Genomic DNA, 19,571 nt, shown 5'->3' with positions numbered 1-19,571 from the left:
TTTTGACACTTGCATCAAACTGGTTTGCACTTCATAAAACCAGAACGACGACAGATACACACGATCTCTCCACGCTGATTGATCCCATGGTGTTCAAACTCGACAATACCTGCATCGCTGCGCGACTTACTCAGACGCTTGGACACAATCGTAGTCTCCACACGGATCGTATCGCCATAAAACACGGGACTTGGAAAACGCGTATCCGTCATCCCTAGATTGGCAATTGTCGTGCCAAGCGTGGTTTCACCGACCGAGATCCCGATCACCAAGCCTAATGTAAACAAGCTGTTGACTAAGATTCGCCCAAACTCAGTCTTGGAAGCAAACTCAGCATCCAGATGCAAGGGCTGTGGATTCATGGTCAAGGTCGAAAACAACACATTGTCCATTTCAGTCACGGTGCGCGTCATCGCATGTTTAAACACCTGACCCACTTCAAATTCTTCGAAATACAAACCAGCCATCACAATCTCCTAATAGGATTTGGGTAAGCCCAGCACGCGCTCGGCAATAAAGCACAACACCAACTGAGGACTCACGGGAGCGATACGTGTGATCAGGACTTCGCGCAAATAGCGCTCCACATGGTATTCCTTGGCGTAGCCAAACCCACCATGCGTCATCACCGCTTGCTGACACGCATTAAAGCCGGCTTCGCCTGCTAGGTATTTGGCCGCATTGGCTTGCGCGCCACACGACTCACCTTTGTCAAACAGTGTCGCAGCGTTAAACACCATCAGATTCGCGGCCTCCAGCTCCATCCAGTTTGCGGCGAGCGGATGTTGAATGCCTTGATTCATCCCGATTGGACGATCAAACACAATCCGTTCCTTGGCGTATTCAGTTGCACGCTTAAGCGCCGCGCGTCCCAAACCAATACCTTCGGCAGCAATCAGGATGCGCTCGGCATTCATCCCGTGCATGATGTAGTGAAAGCCTTTGCCTTCCTCGCCAATTCGGTCCTCGACCGGCACCTTGAGCCCATCGATGAACAACTCGTTTGAGTCCACCGCTTTACGACCCATTTTCTCAATCTCGTGCACACGCACAAAATTGCGATCAAGATCGGTATAAAACAGGCTCAAGCCATCGGTGTGTTTTTTGCATTCTTCAAGCGGTGTCGTACGCGCCAAGATCAGCATTTTCTCGGCGACCTGCGCAGTCGAAATCCATACCTTGGTTCCACTCAACACATAATGATCACCCTGGCGGTCCGCTTTTACTTTGAGCTGGGTGGTGTTGAGCCCTGTGTTGGGCTCGGTCACCGCAAAACAGGCACGCTCGCGGCCCTCAATCAAAGGCGGCAGCATCCGCATTTTTTGCTCTTCGGTCGCGAACTGTACGACAGGGTTTAAACCAAAGATATTCATATGCACGGATGAGGCACCGGTCATGCCGGCACCGGATTCACTGATGGCTTGCATCATGATGGTGGCTTCGGTGATTCCTAGGCCTGAACCACCGTATTGCTCAGGAATACAAATTCCCAGCCAGCCGTCTTTGGCGAGCGCCTGATGCAACTCCACAGGAAAGCCACCGTTACGATCTTTTTCCAACCAATACTGATCATCGAACTGTGCACAGATTTTATTGATCGCTTCGCGAATCGTCTGCTGTTCTTGTGAAAAAGAAAAATCCATCGTCACTCCCTGATACTTTTAAATTAGCTCATTGTTGAGCGCTTTGAAGTTCATTAAAAAAATCTTCTGTTTCCTGACCAATCCTTGGACTCACGCGCGACACTGCAGGACGCCGCCGACCATTGACCGTCACGGGAAATGGAACAAATTTCTGATCCTCTTGTTGTGCCACCCGCACCCTTGTGCGCAAGTGCGCAGAGTTCGCCGCTTGTGCCGGCGTCACGCAGACTTCAAAGGGAATATCGCTGCCTTCTAGTCTCTGACACCATTGCTCTAGTGTTTGTGAACGCACCAAGGCCTTGAGCTGAGTGGTCAGCTCATCGCCGCGTGTCCGACGTGCTTGCTCATCCAAGTCCCGACACTCAGAAAGGCCGCCTGCTAAAGAAGCCGTGCGATCACAGAACACTTGCCAATAATGATCTTCCATCAAGCCCAGTGCGAGTGTTTGACCATCCGCCGTTTGATACAAATCATTGCCAGGAAATAAATGACCAGTGAGATCGACCTGCTCGTCCAAACCGTGTCGCGTTGCGGCACAGAAAAACATCGACTCGAAAATACTGAGATCAAGATGGGCAGATTGACCCGTGAGATCGCGTTCACGGAGCGCTGCGAGAATAGCATTTGAAGCCATCATGCCCGCCACGAGATCGCCGACCGGCAAGCCTGAACGCGCTGGAGCTTGGCCCCAACTCCCTGAATGTGACATCGCCCCCGCCGCTGCGCTATAGGTCAGATCATGGCCTGACTTGGCACGCCAAGGTCCATCCTGACCAAAACCGGACATTGAGCAATAAATAATTTTAGGGTTGTGGCTGCGCGCCACCTCCAAGCCAATCCCGATACGCGCGGCTACCCCAGGTCGAAAAGACTCGACGACCACATCGGCCCAGCGCATCAACTCAGCCACACGCGTTGCATTCGCCGGATCCTTGAGATCAAGCATCACACCGCGTTTATTTCGATTGAGCGTATTAAACACGCCGGGCAAGAGACTCCTGGCAGGATCGCCATGAGGTGATTCGATTTTCACAACCTCTGCACCCAGATCTGCCAACAACACTGTCGAAAGCGGACCAGGCAACAGCACAGAGAAATCAGCGATGCGAACGCCTTTCAAAGGCTGCCATGCCGAACTCTGATCCACCGTCATTACGCTTCCTTGGGCATCACGGCAGTCTGCGTGACACCTTGGCGGATAAAGGAAGCAATTGATTCATCGCTATAGCCCAACTCACGCAAAATTTCTTCGCTATGCTGTCCCAACATCGGCGCAGGACGCCCCGCCACAGGTTGGCTTTCAGACCATGTGGTGGGGACATCCACGCGACGAATACGCCCCTCTGAGGGGTGGTCTTCCCACTGAAAGAAATGAATCGCTTCGAGATGCGGATCTTCAAAAATCGTTTCAAGGTCATGCAACGGCATACTGGGGATATCAGCTTTTTCAAGCAGATTGAGCCACTCTTGCGTGGTGCGCTCCAGAAAGAATTTAGCCACCAAGCCCTGCAAATCATTGATGTGCTGCGTGCGAATACTCAAGTTTTTAAAACGCGGATCATTTTCAAAAATATCCAATCGACCAATCGCACTAAAAAATGAGGCCCACTGCTTGTCGTTATAAATCACGGCGCAAACATAACTGTCCGAGGTTTTATAAGGCCGTCGTTCAGGCGCCAACAAACGCGGATAGCCTGGAGGTCCAAACTGCGGGTCAAAGGTTTTGCCACCAATATGATCACTGAGCAAGTGACTGATCATTGTTTCAAACATCGGAATATCGATCCGCTGTCCGCGTCCGGTTTTTTCACGGTGGTACAACGCGGCACAAATAGAAGAGGTGGCATAGAGCCCTACCGTGCGATCAACAAGGTTGGAAGGTACATAACGAGGCACGTCCGAACCCGCTTGCTTGATCAAGGACGGCAAACCAATCGCCCCCTGAATCAGATCATCAAAGGCCGGCTTGTGCGCATAGGGACCATCCTGACCGAAACCAAAAGTCCCTGCGTACAAAATACGGGGATTGATTTCACTGACGACTTCGTAGCTCAAGCCCAGTCGGGCCATCGCTTGAGGCCGCACGTTATATAGCAAGATATCAGCGGTTGCGATCAGTTTTTTGATCGCCTCAAGGCCCTCGGGTTGTTTGACATCGAGCACCATGCCGCGCTTGCTGCGGTTGACGTGCAGATAAAGCGAGCCCATGCGTGGATGTAACATCGGTCCGACGTCGCGCACCATATCTCCTTGGGGGGATTCGACTTTGATGACATCAGCACCCATGTCGCCCATCAACTGTGCCGCATACGGCCCCATCAAAATCGATGTCATATCAATGACACGCACACCATCCAAAGGACCTACCATGATCGTCAAACTCCTTGAGGCTTTAGGCGAGTTGCGCCGCAGCGATAATTTTTTTAGCTAAGCGCAAATGCGGCGTATCCAACATTTTTCCATCCATGGTCGCCACACCCACGCTCGCGCTCGCAGCAAAAGCGGCAATCACGCGAGCGGCCCACTCCTGCGTGGCGGCATCGGGCGTCATCGCCGCATTAATCACAGGCACCTGTCCGGGATGAATCGCAGCTTTCGCTGAAAAACCATCTCGATAGGCTTGTCGCGTTTCGCGCGTCAACGCCTCGACGTTGTTAATTTCCGTCGGCACGGTATCAATGGCAGGCACGCCCGCGGCTGAGGCCGCGAACAGACAGAGCGAACGCACAAGCTTGAAGGGGGTGGTCCACTCAGAAGTCCCTTCTTCCTTGTTGGTTAACGCGCCAATATCACCCGACAAGTCTTCCGCCCCCCACATCATGCCGGCCAAGCGCGGCGTTGCGCCCCGATATTCATTCAACCTTGCCAACGAATCAGCAGTTTCAGTGACAATCGCGATGATGGAGGTCAGTGCCTGGGTCGATGCGTCCGATCCAACCGATGGTGTCTGCGGGTACAAATGCTCAAAGGCTTCGAGATAGGCTGACAGAAGAGCCAAATCGCGTGCGCCAGTTGACTTGGGCAACACCACACCAGCCGGGCGACAAGGCATCACAGCAGCCAAATCGGCCAGCGTCATGCCCGTTGTCAGCGCGTTGACACGCACATAGAGTTCAGGCGTTTTGAGACCGGCCTTTTTCACTTCATTCAAAAACTTGACCAACTCCACGCGACCTTCTTGTTTGCGAGAAGGGGAAACAGCATCCTCTAGATCAAAAATCAGTACATCCGACCCGCTCTGCAAGGATTTTTCCAGCTTGCGTGGACTATCGGCGGGCACAAACAGCAAGGAACGCATCACTCATCTCCGTTATTCAAACACGGCATCGCGCGATGCCTTTAATTTTCTCCTTCGAGTATAGCGTGAGGGGATTCAGCGATAATTCGCAGGTATCCTTAAAAAAGAGTGCCCCCGCATGACGCAAATCGTGACGCTCACCATGAATCCCGCCCTTGATATTTCGACCTCCGTCGACAAGGTCGTCGCCACCCATAAGCTCAGGTGTCGAGAGGAAAAAACGCAACCCGGGGGTGGTGGCATCAATATTTCACGTGTCGTCAGGCGTCTTGACACCCAAACAACGGCCATCTACCCCTCAGGTGGCTTTACCGGTCAGATTTTGACCCAACTGCTCGAAAACGAAGGCGTGCAGAGTCAGGGCATCCCGATTGCTCAGGAAACAAGGGAATGCTTTACCGTTCACGAGACATCCAGCGGCAAGGACTTTCGCTTTTTATTACCTGGACCCATACTCACTCTCGCGGAGCAACAAGCTTGCGCCGCCGCCCTGGATCAGCGAGGAGCCGCCGCTCGCTTTCTAGTTGCCAGCGGTAGTCTGCCTCCAGGCGTTTCAGATGACTTTTATGCTCGGCTCGCCAAGCGAGCAAAAGACCACGGTCAGCATTTCGTGCTCGACACCTCAGGTCCAGCCTTGCGTGCAGCGCTTGAAGTCGGCGTCTACTTGTTTAAACCCAGCCTGCGTGAGCTCGAAGAACTGCTTGGACAAACGCTCACAACGGAGGCTCAGTGGCACGAGGCCGCGCGTGAGATTGTCGGGCGGGGTCAGGCTGAAATTGTTGCGCTCTCGCTCGGTGAAGAGGGTGCGTTGCTCGTGACAGCCAAGCAAAGTTTTCGTGCGCCCGCCGTCCCTGTCAAAGTCGTCAGCACGGTGGGGGCTGGCGACAATTTCGTCGCCGGCATTCTGTGGGGCCTGTGCAATCAACACGCACTGGAGCAGTCCTTTGGCTTTGGCATGGCGAGTGCCGCGGCAGCCGTCATGAACGTGGACTCAAACTTATGCGAACCCACGGACCTGCATCGCCTCTACCAGCTGGTCAGGATCACTCCTTTGTAACTTTGGGTCCGGTGTAATGCTCGGGCCATAAGGTTGCCACGATTTCTGTGTGACTCGCATAAGCAAAACAACTGTCAATTTTGGTTGGACGCCCATTCGCATCCAGTGGCTGTGGCCGCTTGCTGGTGACTGGCCACAGAGCCTGATATGCTGTTGTCGCCATGGGTCCCAACAGCTCCATCATATGCGTGCAGCCAGCCGCACCTTTAAGCTTTTCCCTCACGAGCTTAGACCAACCCGCCCCAATCTTTGCACCAATCAGTGATTGGAGAGTGGGTGGCGCTTGGGTACAGACGACAAAGGGCGTCGCATCAGAACTCGCCGCCACGTCTTTAATCTCAAACCATTCATCGATCACCAAACGCACCCAGATATCATGGATCGGCTCGCCAGGTTGACGCTCCGCCTGGGCCACAGGAGAAAGAAAAGGTGAGGTTTTGGTGTCCACCACCCGACCTTCTATGTCATACAGTCCATCAGACCTGCGATACGCTTTCATCACAATCTGACGTTGGTGAACCTCTTCGCGTTCAACGGTTGGGGTGAGTGGCACGGCATTTCTCTCAAAAACAGTCTTTGCAGAGGCAACAAACGCCTCGATCAAACAGTATTTTATCCGTCCCCGGAAAAACTCTCAGATAAAAAGCATTGTTTAGGCTGCACTTCCACTATGAGGACGCCCAAAGCACAAAAACAACTCCACACAAACGAGGATTCCTCAGTAAGATAGCTGCGAGTTTGGGGATACCACTCAATGAAAACAGTGCTACAGACATTTACCAACATCAGACGACAAGAATTGCTGCCTACCTTGGTAGCCGGTCTGTTTTTTTTCTGCATTCTCAGCGCGCTCATGGTCGTCAGACCTGCTCGCGAAGCCTTGGGTATGCAGCGAGGCATAGACGCCATTCGATGGCTCTTTATGGCGACACTGCTCGTCACACTCTTGATCAACCCCCTCTTTAGTCTGCTTGTCAGTCGCTTTCGGCGCATGGTTTTCATCGCAGCCACCTACTGTTTTTTTTCGTTTGGACTGCTTTGTTTTTACCTGCTGCTCACGTTTGCACCCACTCATGTCGGCCTGATCAGTGGTCAGGTTTTTTATGTCTGGTTCAGCGTCTTTAATCTTTTCGCCACCATGCTCTTTTGGGCATTGATGACCGATCGCTTTTCAAAAGACCAAAGTCAGCGCTTGTTTGCGGCGATTTCCCTGGGGGGAACGCTCGGCGCGATGTTTGGTCCTTGGCTTGCCAGCATGCTTGCCCGTCCTTTTGGTACGCCCTTGTTACTGCTGATCGCAGCTGGCTTTTTGCTGTGTGCGGTGTTGAGTGCCTGGTGGCTCACCTCATTAAAGATAGATCTTGAAGAAGCACACGCGACAGATGCGAGGCGGCCCAACAGCTCCGAGCCCGATGCTGAACACACTCTCATTGGCGGCAGTGCGTGGGAAGGCTTTACGGCAGTGCTCCGTTCCCCTTACCTACTTGGTATTTCTGCATACGTGCTGATATTGGCCGTCGTGGCGACCCTCCTGTATTTCACCCGCTTGCAGATGGTCGCAGCCTTGGCACTCGATACCGACACACGCACCGAGGCGTTTGCACGGATTGATCTCTACACTCAAGCAGCAACCTTTGTCTTGCAAGCCTTTCTGACTAGTCATCTGATTAAACGATTTGGAATTGCAGTGACGCTTGCACTGCTGCCTATCACGGTCGCCTTTGGCTTTATCGGGCTGGCGCTACTCGGCTCATTGGCAGCGCTGATCGCTTTTGAGGCGTCTTTTCGCGCCGTCCAGCGTGGCATCATGCGCCCCGCGCGTGAAACACTTTTTACTACCGTTCCCCGGGCCGAACGCTATAAGGCAAAGGCTTTTATCGACACCTTTGTTTACCGAAGCGGTGACGCCCTGGGCTCTCAAACAGAAGGCTTGTTAGGCCGTCTAGGGATGGGACTGGCTGGGCTCGCATGGTTCGCGGTTCCGCTCGCAGTGATCTGGATGAGCTTGGGACTTTGGCTCGGCTATGCCCAAGCAAAACGCAGTACGCCTGCCCGCCCGCCCGTACAACTTTAGACCATCCTTTTAGGAGACTCACATGATGAATCGTCGCACTTGGCTTCAAACCACACTTACCGCTGCCAGCGCCTCCGCGTTATCAGGCGCCTGGGCACAGACTTTAGCCAATACAGGTCCTCTGATCACACGCCCGATTCCCTCAAGCGGACAGCGTCTGCCCATCATCGGTCTTGGAAGTTCGGCCACCTTTGCGCAAGTCGCACGCACCGAAGATCGCGAAGCGCTAAAAAATGTCATGGCCAAAATGGTGGAGCTGGGTGGAACGGTCTTTGATACCGCCCCAAGTTACGGTGCCTCTGAAGAGGTCGCAGGAAAAATCGCGCAAGACCTCGGCATCGCACAAAAACTCTTTTGGGCCACTAAGCTTAATGTGGCACCGCGCGGAGGCGGTGCGGCAGATGCAGCGGCTGCACATGCGCAGCTGGAGATGTCGTTCAAGCGCATCGGCAAACCAGTCATTGACCTGGTTCAAATCCACAACATGGGAGACGTGCAGACTCAACTCCCTATTTTGCGCGAAGCCAAAGAAAAAGGTCGGATTCGCTATCTTGGCATCACAACAACCTTTAGCAATCAATACGACAGCATGATTGACACCATGCGGTCGCAAAAAATCGACTTTATTGGCACCAACTATGCCATTGATGACTTATTCGCAGAGAAAACGATTCTTCCACTCGCGCAAGAACGCGGCATCGCCGTCTTGGTCTATGCGCCCTTTGGACGCACCCGCCTCTGGAGCCGCGTCAAAGGTCAAGCGGTACCCGAATGGGCCAAAGAGTTTGATGCCACTACCTGGGCACAGTTTTTCTTGAAATTTGTGGCCAGCCACCCTGCGGTCACCTGCATCACACCCGCGACTAGTCGCGTATCCAACATGATCGACAATATGGCGGGTGGCGTAGGCCGTCTTCCAGATGCTGCGATGCGCAAACGGATGATTCAACTGATCGACAGCCTACCGAATGCCTAAGGCCTAGCCCGTCTCATTGTGCTAAATTCATGGTGTCGGCGTTGTTTGCGCCGCACCATTTTTTTGATGCAACACCGCATCGCGCACAATGTCCCTATTTAAACGTTCCGTTGTCTCCGAAATTACCAACCACTTTAGCGTCGTACTCTCGACGCTGATTGTTGTATGGCTGAGCGTCGTGCTGGTGCGTTTATTAGGCGAAGCCGCTGCCGGCCGCATCGGTGCAGATGTCGTGATTGGCCTAGCCGCCTTTACCACCATCGCCGCACTTCCCATTATTTTGGCGGTATCCATCTTTATTGGGGTGCTGACCACGATCACCCGCAATTACAGAGAATCTGAAATGGTGGTGTGGTTCTCAAGCGGCTTATCCTTACTCAACTGGATCAATCCGGTCTTGCGTGTTGCGATCCCCGTCGCTGTGATCATCGCGTCACTGACCCTGTTTGGCACACCTTGGGCCAACCGACAGATCGGTGAATACCGCGCCCGCTTTGAGTTACGGTCGGACCTCTCAAAGATCACACCCGGCCAGTTTCTAGAAACCGAAGGAGGGGCCCGAGTCTTTTTCGTGGAAGGCTCCACCGTGCCAGATGGCCCGCTCGGTCAAGTATTCATGCGCATCATTGATCCCGATTGGCTCACCCTCGTGACTTCCTCCTCGGCGGATACAGTCATGGAAAACAATGGTGATAAATTTTTGGTGCTGGGTCCCGGACAACGCTACGACATCAAGCCTGGCGCACCCGAAATGCGCCTGACCAAGTTTGAGGCCTTTGGTGCCCGTATCGAAAGTAAAGACGGTGAAAAGTCACTGGAAAATGCACGCGAACAAACACTCAATAGTCGACGCTCACGCCCGACCGAGTTGCTGATCACCGACAAGGTTCCCGCTTCACTGGGCCAGCTGATGTGGCGTTTAGCGCTGCCTCTCGCAGCACTTAACCTCGCGCTGATGGCAATTCCTCTTGGCGCAGTCAACCCACGCATGGGACGCTCGGGTGACCTGCTCATAGCAGGCTTAATCGCGATGCTCTACCTCAATTTAATCAACATCTCGCAGGGCTGGATTATCAGCGGCAAACTCTCCTTTAGCCTAGGCGTATGGCTTGTGCATGCCATCCTCGCTTTGTTTACGGTCGGAATGCTCATGCACCGCTTGCGTGTCAAAACCCCAAAACCCCCGGTCGTACAGAGTGCGGCCTGATCATCAACTACACAGGAACTAAAATGAGCACACTAGAGAAAATCGAAGTTGCCGCTGGTAGCGGTACGGAAGCCACAGCAGGTGCACATGTCACCGTGCACTACACCGGTTGGTTGCACGATGCATCTGCCCCGGGTAACAAAGGTGCAAAGTTTGATAGTTCACGGGACCGCGGCGATCCATTTGATTTCCCACTCGGCGCCGGCCATGTGATCCGTGGCTGGGATGAAGGTGTTGCCGGAATGAAAGTCGGTGGTCAACGCACCCTGATCATTCCTCCCGAAATGGGCTATGGCGCAAGAGGTGCAGGTGGCGTCATTCCTCCAAATGCCACGCTTGTTTTTGATGTCGAGTTGCTCGAAGTCAACTAAGTACGCATGACAACACCAGAGATCCGGATCTACGCATCCGGATTTTTTTACTATTTAAATCAATTTCAAGAAGATTCATATCAAAGATTTCCCATGATGCGCGCATAGTATGAAGTGTGAGCGTCTGACCCCTGTGGCCAATTCGACAGAAAATGGGTTCGCCATTTTTCATGGTCATAAGGCAGTGAAATCGCCGCGATCTCAACACCTTTGATGAGGGTGCGCTCAATCATTTTTGCGCCCTGTATTGACGAAGCACTAAATGGTGCAACGCCAATGCGGGTGATCACGCCGCTCAGTTGACCTTGAAAATTTGGCATGCCAGCCGCACCGTTATTAATGACAACTCCCAATCCCCGGTCACGCGTCACCTGATGCAAGACAGGCTCACAGGTATGGCTGGAGGCAAATACATCAACCTCTGCCTCAGAAAAGACCTGTTCAAGCCACTCATCAGCACCTGCACTGGAAAGGTCTGCTCGACTAAAACGCCAACCCGCTAACGAGTCGGCATCACCATGTACGATCCCGACCTGACAGTGACCCACGCGGTAACGCGCAAACATAGGCAGCGACTCCAGACGAGTCGTCAACGCAGGATGACGGGAAGCAGTTTCTTTGAGTCGCGCATGAATACGATTAGATCGCTCAACCACTGCTGAGTCGACGACATCTGGATAGGCACAACCGCAGCCGGCATCCGCGCCGTCCATCCCGAGCTCTGCTTCGACATTACCCAGCACTGCATCGTACTCAAGCACTCGAGACATCACAGCCTGATAGCTTGGGGCATCCACGTTAAACCAATTAAAGTCACCGTTAAAACAGAGGCGAACATCTCCTGTTTCGCTCGAGACGAGATTTTCTATGGTGTCGAGTGCTTGAAGATTTCCGTACAGACCACCCACCACATAGAGCGTCTCAGTATCAATCAGTGGAGACCGAGCGATTGCAGAGGCACCATAGCGATACCTGAGCGGACAACTCCGGCCTGGAGCCTCTGAATCATCATTTGTCATGACAGCTCCTGTGTCTGCACTTCTGCCCGAGCAGGCAGCACAACGTTCAATTGATCCGAGGGACGACGTGTATCCATTTGGTAAAGCGCTAGCAGCGCGCGATCATCGACGTCACCAACTGGGAGATCAAACGCGATTTTGCCTTGACGTAAACCAATGACACGATCAGCAATCAGCGGCAGTAAGGTCGTATTGTGTACGACCGTCAAGAGGGTCGCCCCCTGCGCGGCTTGCACTAAAAGTCGACACACCTCCGCTGCTGCATTTGGATCCAAAGCCGCAGTCGGCTCATCCGCCAAAATTAATTTTGGTTGCTGCAGAAGCAGTCGGGCAATGGCCACTTTTTGTCGTTCTCCGCCTGACAAATGATCTGCGCGTGTGTCCTGTTGTCCGAGCAAACCCACTGCCCGCAGCGCCTCACAGGCTTGCTGAGAAATCTCGTGAGGATAAAAACGCAACCATGTGCGCCAGCCGGAAAGACGCCCCAACGCACCAATCCGCACATTGTCCAGAACACTGAGGCGCGAAACAAGATGCAAGCCCTGAAAAACCTGTCCGACCTCACGCCTCCAGACTCGACGCTCACGCGCGTTGAGACTGCGAGAGGGTGAACGCTCAAGAACGTGTAATGAGCCATGCGTAGGCGTAAGGGTGCCAGCAATCAAACGCAATAGTGTCGATTTACCGGCGCCATTGGGACCGACCAGCGCGATACGCTCGCCTGCGAAAACCTTGAGCGCGCCAACCTCTAATACCGTGCGGCCATGCACGCTCCACAGCACATCGCGTAGATCAATCGCAAGGGATGGTTTCGGGCTCATGCCAAGCTCCGACGAATACGACGACTCAAGGCATCAAAAGAAGTCACTAAGACAATCACCACAAGCAATACCGTGGACAATCGCCCCCATTGAAACAAAGAGGTTGCCTCGGTAATCAATAAACCCAGACCACCGGCACCGATCATGCCAAGAATCGTGGAGTCACGAATATTGAACTCCCAGATATACAAATGGCTGGACACAAACTGCGGCAGAACAGCAGGCCAGATCGCATTAAAAAAAACTTGAACTGGACCCGCTCCGACACTCTGCACGGCATGGACGGCTTGCATATCGAGAAACTCGATCGACTCAGCAAACAACTTACCGTATGTTCCCATGGAATGCAGCCCGATCGCCAAGATACCCGCTGTCGGTCCTAAGCCGACAATGCCCACCAAAACCAGTCCAAACACAAGGGTATGAATAGAACGCATGACATCCAGCAAGCCTTTGGCTATCCAAGCCAAAAGTCTAGGAGCGGACATGTTACGAGCAGTCAACACCGCAAGCGGAAGCGCCAAAAGCGCACCCAGTAATGAACCAAGCGTTGCGATCGTGATCGTCGTCCAGGTTGCACGCGCCAAACCCATCAGGAAGTCGAGCTCAACTTCCCGACGATTTTCAACACGTAATACACGCCCATCATCACTGCGGTATTCGAGCGCGGTATCACCAAACCAGACATCGAAAAAACTTGGGTAAGAAAACTCAGAAAAGGTCTTGAGTAAATTTGCCCAGGGATTGCGACCGATCGAGAGCTCGCCATCTTGAATCAAAGAAAACAAACAGACCGAGATCAGGACAACATACATCAGGGTCATCAATAGAAAACCTGCGCGACCATGCAGAAAAAAATTTCCAGAACGGTCGTTCGTCAATGAAGGAGGAATATCGATTGCTGACATGTTTAGTGTTTATCGCGGTCGTAACACACCAGTCGCCAGTCCAGCATCTCGGATCGGCTTGTAAAACGCATTGTCACGCGTCACAAAGCCTGTGTAGTGCGTAGGCAAAAGATTAGGGGATTGTTTTAAGGCCGGTCCAATCGACTCCAACACTTGTTGAAGCTGTGTCACAAATTCTTTATTCGAAAAAAGTGTCCTGCCGACGGCAAAAGCGTCATTGGGCAAAGGGTCTGACTGCCAAATGATTTTAGATTGCTCAGCCTTGATCAGTCCTTGGGCAATCATCGCATTCCGATTTCGATTGTAATCTGCCCCGGCGTCCAACATCCCTTGGGCGACTTGGGTCTCAATCGCCTGATGTTTGGTATAGATCACCTTTTTAAAGTATTTCTCGGGTGTAATTCCCTGTGTCATAAAAAAGTGACGCGGAATCAAATATCCAGAGGTGGAACCCTTATCGCCAAACGCAAAGGTTTTTCCTTTGAGGTCCGCGATGGTGTTGATACATGAGTTGGGGTGCGTCACGATGATGCCAAAATATTCAGGCTTGTCGTCGTACAAAATCGTGGATACCACTTGAGCACCCGCTTCGTTATTGGCCAATACATAGCCCCAAGGACCCATTAGCGCCATATCGGTCTCGCCATTGGCGAGCGACTTAGCTAATCCTTCCCAACTATCCACCGTACGCAACTCCACACGGCGATTGAGTTTGGCAGACAAATACTCGGCTAAGGGACGATAGGTGGCATCATTTTTTTCCCTGTCAGGCTGGAACATCCCAACGCCAAATCTCAGTGGTGGATGTTTGTCAGGCGATGCGGCAAAGGTCAGCGCGCTGGTTGCAACGCCGACGCTCATCAAGATGAAAATCAATAATTTACGCATAGAAAAGTCCTAGATTCTCATTCATCACTTGACTGGAAACACGCAAGGCGCATCCCGTCCAACAAAGTGTAAATCTGCAAAACCTGCGTGTGCTTTCGATTTGGTGTTATCTGTATCAGAGGCGAGTGCTAACAGATTAATTTTTGCCTGATCGCTTCCGTAGGCTTTCACGACATCTGACAACACATCGACGCGCTCCGACACCCAGCCTCCTGCCTGTGCCACACCACTGCGCTGAACAATCATTTGCGTTCGATCCGTATAAGCATTGAATTGACGGTGACCGACAGCATTTTTGTTGTCCCAAACGTAATTCAACGCAGCATCCGGTACATGCTCACCATAGAGATTGCGCGCAAATTGAAGCTTCAGACGCAAACCAAAATCAATTTTATCTGAGGGCAATTTAAAGGCAACGTATACCCTTGCAGCGTAATCATCACCCGCCTTGGTGTTCATATCCGCATTTTTCACCACGTCATCTACGCGCCAGCGCCAACAAAGCATAGGCGTAGCTTTTAAATCAACCTCTACCCCGCGTGCCAGCAAGGCCATACTCCCATCGGCACTCGCCTCGACAGCCGATACACCATCCCAGACCCGCGTTTGGTATGCCGTTGGCGCGATCTTAGTATCAAACTGAATGAGGCGCCAAGGCTCAGGCACTGGTCCTGTCCCAGCAGGAAAACTGCCAATCACATTGGGACTTGACTGCGCACATACAGCACCAGACATGACGATCAAAGCCAGCATGAGCTTGATTCTCAATTGCACTCTCCGAATCACTAGGGATATTTTTATTTGAATTCAACGGGTAAAAACGCAAGATCGCTAGGCTCGTCGATATCGCGCAATGTCTCCAACTGGGTCACACTCCAGCCCAGACGGACAATACGATGCATGGTTTCTTGAAATACACCATCCGTGCTCCATAACATGTCCTGAAAAATACTGGCATCAAATTGGTTAAGACCGAGCAATACATAGCCGCCATCACTCGCAGGGGCAATCACGACAGGGTCGTGCGTCAGTGCAGTCGCAGCCTTGTGCAAGTGTTCGACGTTAAGCTCCAGACAATCAGTCCCGATACACAACACATTTTCATCTCTCGCCAAGGTTCGTTGGACGGCTGTTGCCATGCGCGCACCCAGATCACCTTCAGACTGGCGACTCCAGACAACCTCGGAAGATACCTCTAATGCACGCAAATATGCATGGTCAGGATCAGGGGTCACGCATAGCTCTACAGGACCCAAGTCAGCCTCTCTGGCAATGACAACCGTGCGACACAACATTTTTGAAGCAAGTGCAGCGGCACCCTCAGCACCCAATGCTGGAATCAGGCGTGTCTTACAAAACCCGGGGATCGGCGCTTTGGCAAAAATCACAATACGAGTTTTTCTAGGCATAGAGTGACTCAGCGATATAAACGCGCCAGTTCACTTGCCGGTACACCGCGCCAATAGGACCAGCGTAACCGCCACATTAAAAGAATTGTTTTCCAGACGCCTTTTTGATCCCACCTGCGTCCCGATGTCACCACTCGATCAGATAAACACACGGGAGGGCTGAATCGTTTGAGGCGTTTACTCATTTCGATATCCTCCATTAAGGGCTGCTCCGGAAAACCGTCCACGCGTTCAAACATTTCTCGTGTCATAAAAAAAGTCTGATCACCAGTCGCGATTCCCGTCAGTCTCGAGCGCCAATTCATACAGAAACTGATTACCTTGAGCCAAGAGGAATTTCCTGAGATGCTGACATCAAACCTTCCCCACCCCCTCTTGCTATTGAGGTGGTTTTCAATCTGTTGCAATGCCCCCGGCGGAAGATGTGTATCGACATGCAGGAAAAGCAACAGATCGCTCGTCGCAGCACGTGCACCCGCATTCATTTGCCGAGCACGCCCGGGCGCAGATTCCAACACATCAAACCCAGCGTCTCGCGCAAGTTTTACCGTCAAGTCCGTACTGCCACCATCCACCAGCAACACCTGAGCACCCATCGCGCGCAACACATCGAATTCACCTAATTGCTGCGAAAGCGCAGCACTTTCATTCAGGACGGGAACAATGATCAGGGTTTTCACAAACTAGCCTCGACGCCAAGCGTGATAACGCGCGAGCCACTTCATGACTGCAGGATTCGTATGCGCGCGTCGCCATTCACCCGCCACATACTTATTGGCCTCGGCCAAAGTTGGGTAGGTATGAATCGTGCCAAGGATCTTATTCAGTCCTAGGCCATGTTTCATCGCCAAAACAAACTCAGCTAGCAAGTCACCTGCATGCTCCCCGACGATCGTCACACCCAAAATTTTGTCTTTGCCGGGTACGGTGAGGACTTTAACAAAGCCATGGTCTGTGCTGTCCGCAATCGCACGATCCAGATCATCAATCCCATAACGGGTGACCTCAAACGCGATTCCTTTTTGAACGGCCTCTTGCTCGTTCAAACCCACGCGCGCGATTTCTGGCGAGGTAAAGGTTGCCGCAGGAATGACTGAATAATCAACCTTAAAACGTTTGAACTGACCAAAGAGCGCATTCACGGAGGCATACCATGCCTGATGCGCAGCTGTGTGCGTAAACTGATAGGGACCTGCCACGTCGCCCGCTGCATAGATATTGGGATACAGTGTTTCCAGATATTCGTTGGTGACCACTGTACGCTGCGTTGGAATCCCCAACTCCTCCAGACCATAGCCTTGCAAGCGCGCCACTCGACCCACCGCGCACAACAACTCATCAAACTCAATATGACGCTCAACGCCTTCATGTTCGACCACGATTGACTTGACAGTCAGACCATTCACCTCTTTGCGCTCGCAACGCAAAGCTTTGTGTTCCGTCAAAATCGTCACACCATCGCTACGCATCGACTCAGTCAAAATCTCCGACACCTCAGCGTCCTCGCGACTCAGCAAACGTCCCGACATTTCAATCTGCGTGACCTGCACACCCAATCTCGCAAAGGATTGTGTGAGCTCACAACCGATCGGCCCTCCACCGAGAACGACTAAACGCTTAGGTGGTGCATCGAACGCAGAAAACTTTTCCCACAGGGTGTCGCTCGTCACATAGCCGACCTCGTCGAGGCCTGGCAAAGCAGGCACAAAAGGCTGTGCACCAGCTGCGATCACGATGCTGCGCGTCGTTAAAGTCTGCGTCACACCGTGTTCGTCTTTGATTTCTACCGTCCAAGGGTTGAGGACACGGCCATAGCCTTGCAACACCTCAACACCCAATTCCGTGTAGCGCTCCACGCTGTCATGAGGTTCTATTTTCTTGACGACTTCGTTGACTCTGGCCATCACCTGACGAAAACTGAACTCTGGTTGCGAAGCTGTCAGTCCATAATGATCCGCCTGACGGATCTGCTGGGCGAGCTTGGCGCTTTTGATCAAGGCCTTGCTGGGAACGCAACCATAATTCAAGCAGTCTCCACCCATCTTATGGGCCTCAACCAAGGTGACTTTGGCTTTGACAGCCGCCGCGATATAAGAGGTCACGAGACCTGCCGCACCCGCGCCAATGACTACGACGTTACGATCAAACTTCTTGGGTTTGAGATGGTTCCATTTTGAATAAATTTTATTTTTCTTAAATATATCGAGTATTTTTTTAGTGATCAGAGGAAACAAACCCAAGGCTGCGAGGGACAACACGATGGCGGGTGACACAATCCCCTTGAGCGAATCAATCGCGGCCAATTGTGTGCCAGCATTCACATAAATCACTGTCCCAGCCAGCATGCCCAACTGACTCACCCAGTAGTAAGTCAGCGTTCGCATCTTGGTCAGACCCATCAGGAGATTGATGAGAAAAAATGGAAAGACCGGTACCAAGCGTAAGGTAAATAGATAAAAGGCGCCCTCTTTCTCGATGCCATCATTCATGGGCTTGAGCTTTTCACCGAATCGTTGCTGCACCCAGTCGCGCAGGACATAGCGCGCCGCTAAAAAGGCTAATGTCGCACCGATGGTCGAAGCAAACGACACCAATACGAATCCCTGCACAAAACCAAAAATCGCCCCACCCGCCAACGTCAATACCAAGGCACCTGGTAGAGAAAGCGCCGTAGCCACTACATAAATCAAGAAATATCCCAAGGCCATTTGCAAGGGTGCGGCATCACGCCACGCATGCAACTGCGCAAGCCCTGACTTCAGCCCTTCGAGCGTCATCTTCTGATGCAAGTCAAAGCTAAAAAATAGCGTGAGTAGCACAATCGCTATTAACAGTATGAGGACTCGCGTGACCATCTTTTTATTCATTATTCTTTCAATGCTCCACCACAACTACTGCCTTGACCAGCGGTGCAGCCATAACAATGGTCCGCCACGAAAATTGAGCGCCCGGCAATATCGACACCCAACAAATCTTTGAGATGCAGACCGCGGTCCAGATCTGCTATTTTTTCAATGGTGCGAGGCAACGGCAAAGCGAGCTGCTGATTAAAGTCGCAGTCATACAGATAACCCTCCCAATCCACACTCACCATGCTGCGACACATCACGCCGGCCAGATTCGCCTGCTGAAAACTGTTGCGCAGCAACTCCATGTAGCCTTTGAATGTGCCCTTGGAAATCAGCATGGAACCAAAACGTTGAATCGGCATGTTCGTCAATGCATACAGCTCGTTAAACACGATGCCAAAATGCTTGGCCAGTTCACGCTTGTAGTCGCTTTGCAGAGCACCTTGCTCGGGCGGCAACGAGGGTCCCTGCGGGTTATAGACAAGATTTAAGGTCAAAGATGAACCCGGTTGACCATAGCCCAACGCATTGAGGCGCTGCAGTCCGGTGATACTCTTGTCAAACACCCCTTGACCGCGTTGCTTGTCGACATTTTCCAAGGAGTAACACGGCATCGAGGCGATCACCTCCACACCCTGCTTCGCCAGAAAATCAGCGAGATCCTCGTATCCAGGTTCAAGCAAAATCGTGAGGTTACAACGATCGATCACCCGCACACCCATTGCACGCGCCGCAGTGACGAGAGGCCTAAAGGAGATATGCAACTCGGGCGCTCCGCCCGTCAAGTCCAGAACTTCGATTTTTCGATCCTGGAGCACCTGCAGCACGAGATCGATATTGGCCTCATCCATCATTTCGGTGCGATTTGGACCTGCATTGACATGACAATGCACACAAGACTGGTTACAGCGATATCCAAGATTGACCTGAAGCGTCGTCAACGCGCCACGTTTGATCCGCGGGAAATCGGTGTCTTTCAGCAAAGGAAGAGTTGCGTGCATGGTCAGTCCGTATGAGTAATATCTGGTTAGTCGCAACAGTCGACGTTTTA

The 19,571-nt window shown here is 52.3% G+C and carries 20 protein-coding genes; 5 read left to right on the top strand and 15 right to left on the bottom strand.

What is annotated here, in order from left to right:
• Positions 1-14 precede the first annotated feature (14 nt).
• The 5 genes from WBJ47_RS01665 to WBJ47_RS01645 are packed head-to-tail and all read right to left on the bottom strand — an operon-like array spanning position 15 to position 4,941.
• A complete protein-coding gene (locus WBJ47_RS01665; protein WP_422244938.1) occupies positions 15-467 on the bottom strand; it encodes a MaoC family dehydratase in 453 nt (150 codons plus the stop codon).
• Positions 468-476: 9 nt separating this feature from the next.
• Positions 477-1,643: an acyl-CoA dehydrogenase family protein gene (locus WBJ47_RS01660; RefSeq protein ID WP_422244936.1), complete on the bottom strand. Its 1,167-nt coding sequence runs from the start codon at positions 1,641-1,643 to the stop codon at positions 477-479.
• 28 nt (positions 1,644-1,671) lie between these two features.
• Positions 1,672-2,796 (bottom strand): CaiB/BaiF CoA transferase family protein, encoded by a 1,125-nt coding sequence (locus WBJ47_RS01655; RefSeq protein WP_422244934.1) that lies wholly within the window; start codon positions 2,794-2,796, stop codon positions 1,672-1,674.
• Positions 2,796-4,013, bottom strand: a complete 1,218-nt coding sequence (locus WBJ47_RS01650; RefSeq protein ID WP_422244932.1) for a CaiB/BaiF CoA transferase family protein — start codon at positions 4,011-4,013, stop codon at positions 2,796-2,798. Before WBJ47_RS01650 ends, WBJ47_RS01655 begins: the two co-directional genes overlap by 1 nt.
• A 22-nt stretch (positions 4,014-4,035) precedes the next feature.
• On the bottom strand, positions 4,036-4,941 hold the full coding sequence (locus WBJ47_RS01645) for an HpcH/HpaI aldolase/citrate lyase family protein (RefSeq protein WP_422244930.1): 906 nt from the start codon (positions 4,939-4,941) through the stop codon (positions 4,036-4,038).
• 118 nt (positions 4,942-5,059) lie between these two features.
• Between WBJ47_RS01645 and WBJ47_RS01640 the strand changes: the two genes are divergently transcribed.
• Positions 5,060-5,998: a 1-phosphofructokinase family hexose kinase gene (locus WBJ47_RS01640; protein WP_422244928.1), complete on the top strand. Its 939-nt coding sequence runs from the start codon at positions 5,060-5,062 to the stop codon at positions 5,996-5,998.
• On the opposite strand, the gene WBJ47_RS01635 is transcribed toward WBJ47_RS01640, so the two are convergent.
• Positions 5,985-6,551, bottom strand: a complete 567-nt coding sequence (locus WBJ47_RS01635; RefSeq protein WP_422244926.1) for a DUF2889 domain-containing protein — start codon at positions 6,549-6,551, stop codon at positions 5,985-5,987. The two genes, WBJ47_RS01640 and WBJ47_RS01635, sit on opposite strands and share 14 nt — an antisense overlap.
• 201 nt (positions 6,552-6,752) lie before the next feature.
• On the opposite strand from WBJ47_RS01635, the gene WBJ47_RS01630 reads away from it, so the two are divergent.
• The 4 genes from WBJ47_RS01630 (at position 6,753) to WBJ47_RS01615 (ending at position 10,626) form a co-directional block, all read left to right on the top strand.
• Entirely contained in the window at positions 6,753-8,072 is a 1,320-nt protein-coding gene (locus WBJ47_RS01630; RefSeq protein WP_422244925.1) for an NTP/NDP exchange transporter, read from the top strand.
• Between the two features lie 22 nt (positions 8,073-8,094).
• Positions 8,095-9,048 (top strand): aldo/keto reductase, encoded by a 954-nt coding sequence (locus WBJ47_RS01625; protein WP_422244924.1) that lies wholly within the window; start codon positions 8,095-8,097, stop codon positions 9,046-9,048.
• Between the two features lie 88 nt (positions 9,049-9,136).
• Positions 9,137-10,255, top strand: coding sequence for an LPS export ABC transporter permease LptF (lptF, locus tag WBJ47_RS01620; protein WP_422244923.1), 1,119 nt, complete (start codon positions 9,137-9,139; stop codon positions 10,253-10,255).
• Between the two features lie 23 nt (positions 10,256-10,278).
• A complete protein-coding gene (locus tag WBJ47_RS01615) occupies positions 10,279-10,626 on the top strand; it encodes an FKBP-type peptidyl-prolyl cis-trans isomerase (RefSeq protein ID WP_422244922.1) in 348 nt (115 codons plus the stop codon).
• 80 nt (positions 10,627-10,706) lie between these two features.
• Here the strand turns inward: WBJ47_RS01615 and WBJ47_RS01610 are convergent, their stop codons facing one another.
• Genes WBJ47_RS01610 through arsS form a run of 9 tightly spaced genes read right to left on the bottom strand, consistent with a single transcriptional unit; the run spans position 10,707 to position 19,521 of the window.
• Positions 10,707-11,645, bottom strand: coding sequence for a hypothetical protein (locus tag WBJ47_RS01610; protein WP_422244919.1), 939 nt, complete (start codon positions 11,643-11,645; stop codon positions 10,707-10,709).
• Positions 11,642-12,466 carry a phosphonate ABC transporter ATP-binding protein gene (locus tag WBJ47_RS01605; protein WP_422244917.1) on the bottom strand — a complete coding sequence of 275 codons (825 nt, stop codon included), beginning with the start codon at positions 12,464-12,466 and terminating at the stop codon, positions 11,642-11,644. Before WBJ47_RS01605 ends, WBJ47_RS01610 begins: the two co-directional genes overlap by 4 nt.
• On the bottom strand, positions 12,463-13,374 hold the full coding sequence (gene phnE, locus WBJ47_RS01600) for a phosphonate ABC transporter, permease protein PhnE (protein WP_422244916.1): 912 nt from the start codon (positions 13,372-13,374) through the stop codon (positions 12,463-12,465). Before phnE ends, WBJ47_RS01605 begins: the two co-directional genes overlap by 4 nt.
• A gap of 9 nt (positions 13,375-13,383) precedes the next feature.
• Positions 13,384-14,262: a phosphate/phosphite/phosphonate ABC transporter substrate-binding protein gene (locus tag WBJ47_RS01595; RefSeq protein ID WP_422244914.1), complete on the bottom strand. Its 879-nt coding sequence runs from the start codon at positions 14,260-14,262 to the stop codon at positions 13,384-13,386.
• A gap of 24 nt (positions 14,263-14,286) precedes the next feature.
• Positions 14,287-15,030 carry a DUF3047 domain-containing protein gene (locus WBJ47_RS01590; RefSeq protein WP_422244913.1) on the bottom strand — a complete coding sequence of 248 codons (744 nt, stop codon included), beginning with the start codon at positions 15,028-15,030 and terminating at the stop codon, positions 14,287-14,289.
• 29 nt (positions 15,031-15,059) lie between these two features.
• Positions 15,060-15,671 (bottom strand): TIGR04282 family arsenosugar biosynthesis glycosyltransferase, encoded by a 612-nt coding sequence (locus WBJ47_RS01585; protein ID WP_422244912.1) that lies wholly within the window; start codon positions 15,669-15,671, stop codon positions 15,060-15,062.
• An 8-nt stretch (positions 15,672-15,679) separates the two neighbouring features.
• Positions 15,680-16,351 carry a TIGR04283 family arsenosugar biosynthesis glycosyltransferase gene (locus WBJ47_RS01580; RefSeq protein WP_422244910.1) on the bottom strand — a complete coding sequence of 224 codons (672 nt, stop codon included), beginning with the start codon at positions 16,349-16,351 and terminating at the stop codon, positions 15,680-15,682.
• Positions 16,352-16,354: 3 nt separating this feature from the next.
• The gene (locus tag WBJ47_RS01575) at positions 16,355-18,538 is read right to left on the bottom strand and encodes an FAD-dependent oxidoreductase (RefSeq protein WP_422244909.1); all 2,184 of its coding nucleotides are present in this window, start codon (positions 18,536-18,538) and stop codon (positions 16,355-16,357) included.
• Positions 18,538-19,521: an arsenosugar biosynthesis radical SAM (seleno)protein ArsS gene (arsS, locus tag WBJ47_RS01570; protein ID WP_422244908.1), complete on the bottom strand. Its 984-nt coding sequence runs from the start codon at positions 19,519-19,521 to the stop codon at positions 18,538-18,540. The genes WBJ47_RS01575 and arsS overlap by 1 nt, the downstream gene beginning before the upstream one ends.
• Positions 19,522-19,571 lie beyond the last annotated feature (50 nt).

This window comes from Zwartia sp. (genome assembly GCF_049655405.1).
GTDB lineage: Bacteria > Pseudomonadota > Gammaproteobacteria > Burkholderiales > Burkholderiaceae_B > Zwartia.
This window is presented reverse-complemented; position numbering and strand designations above follow the sequence as displayed.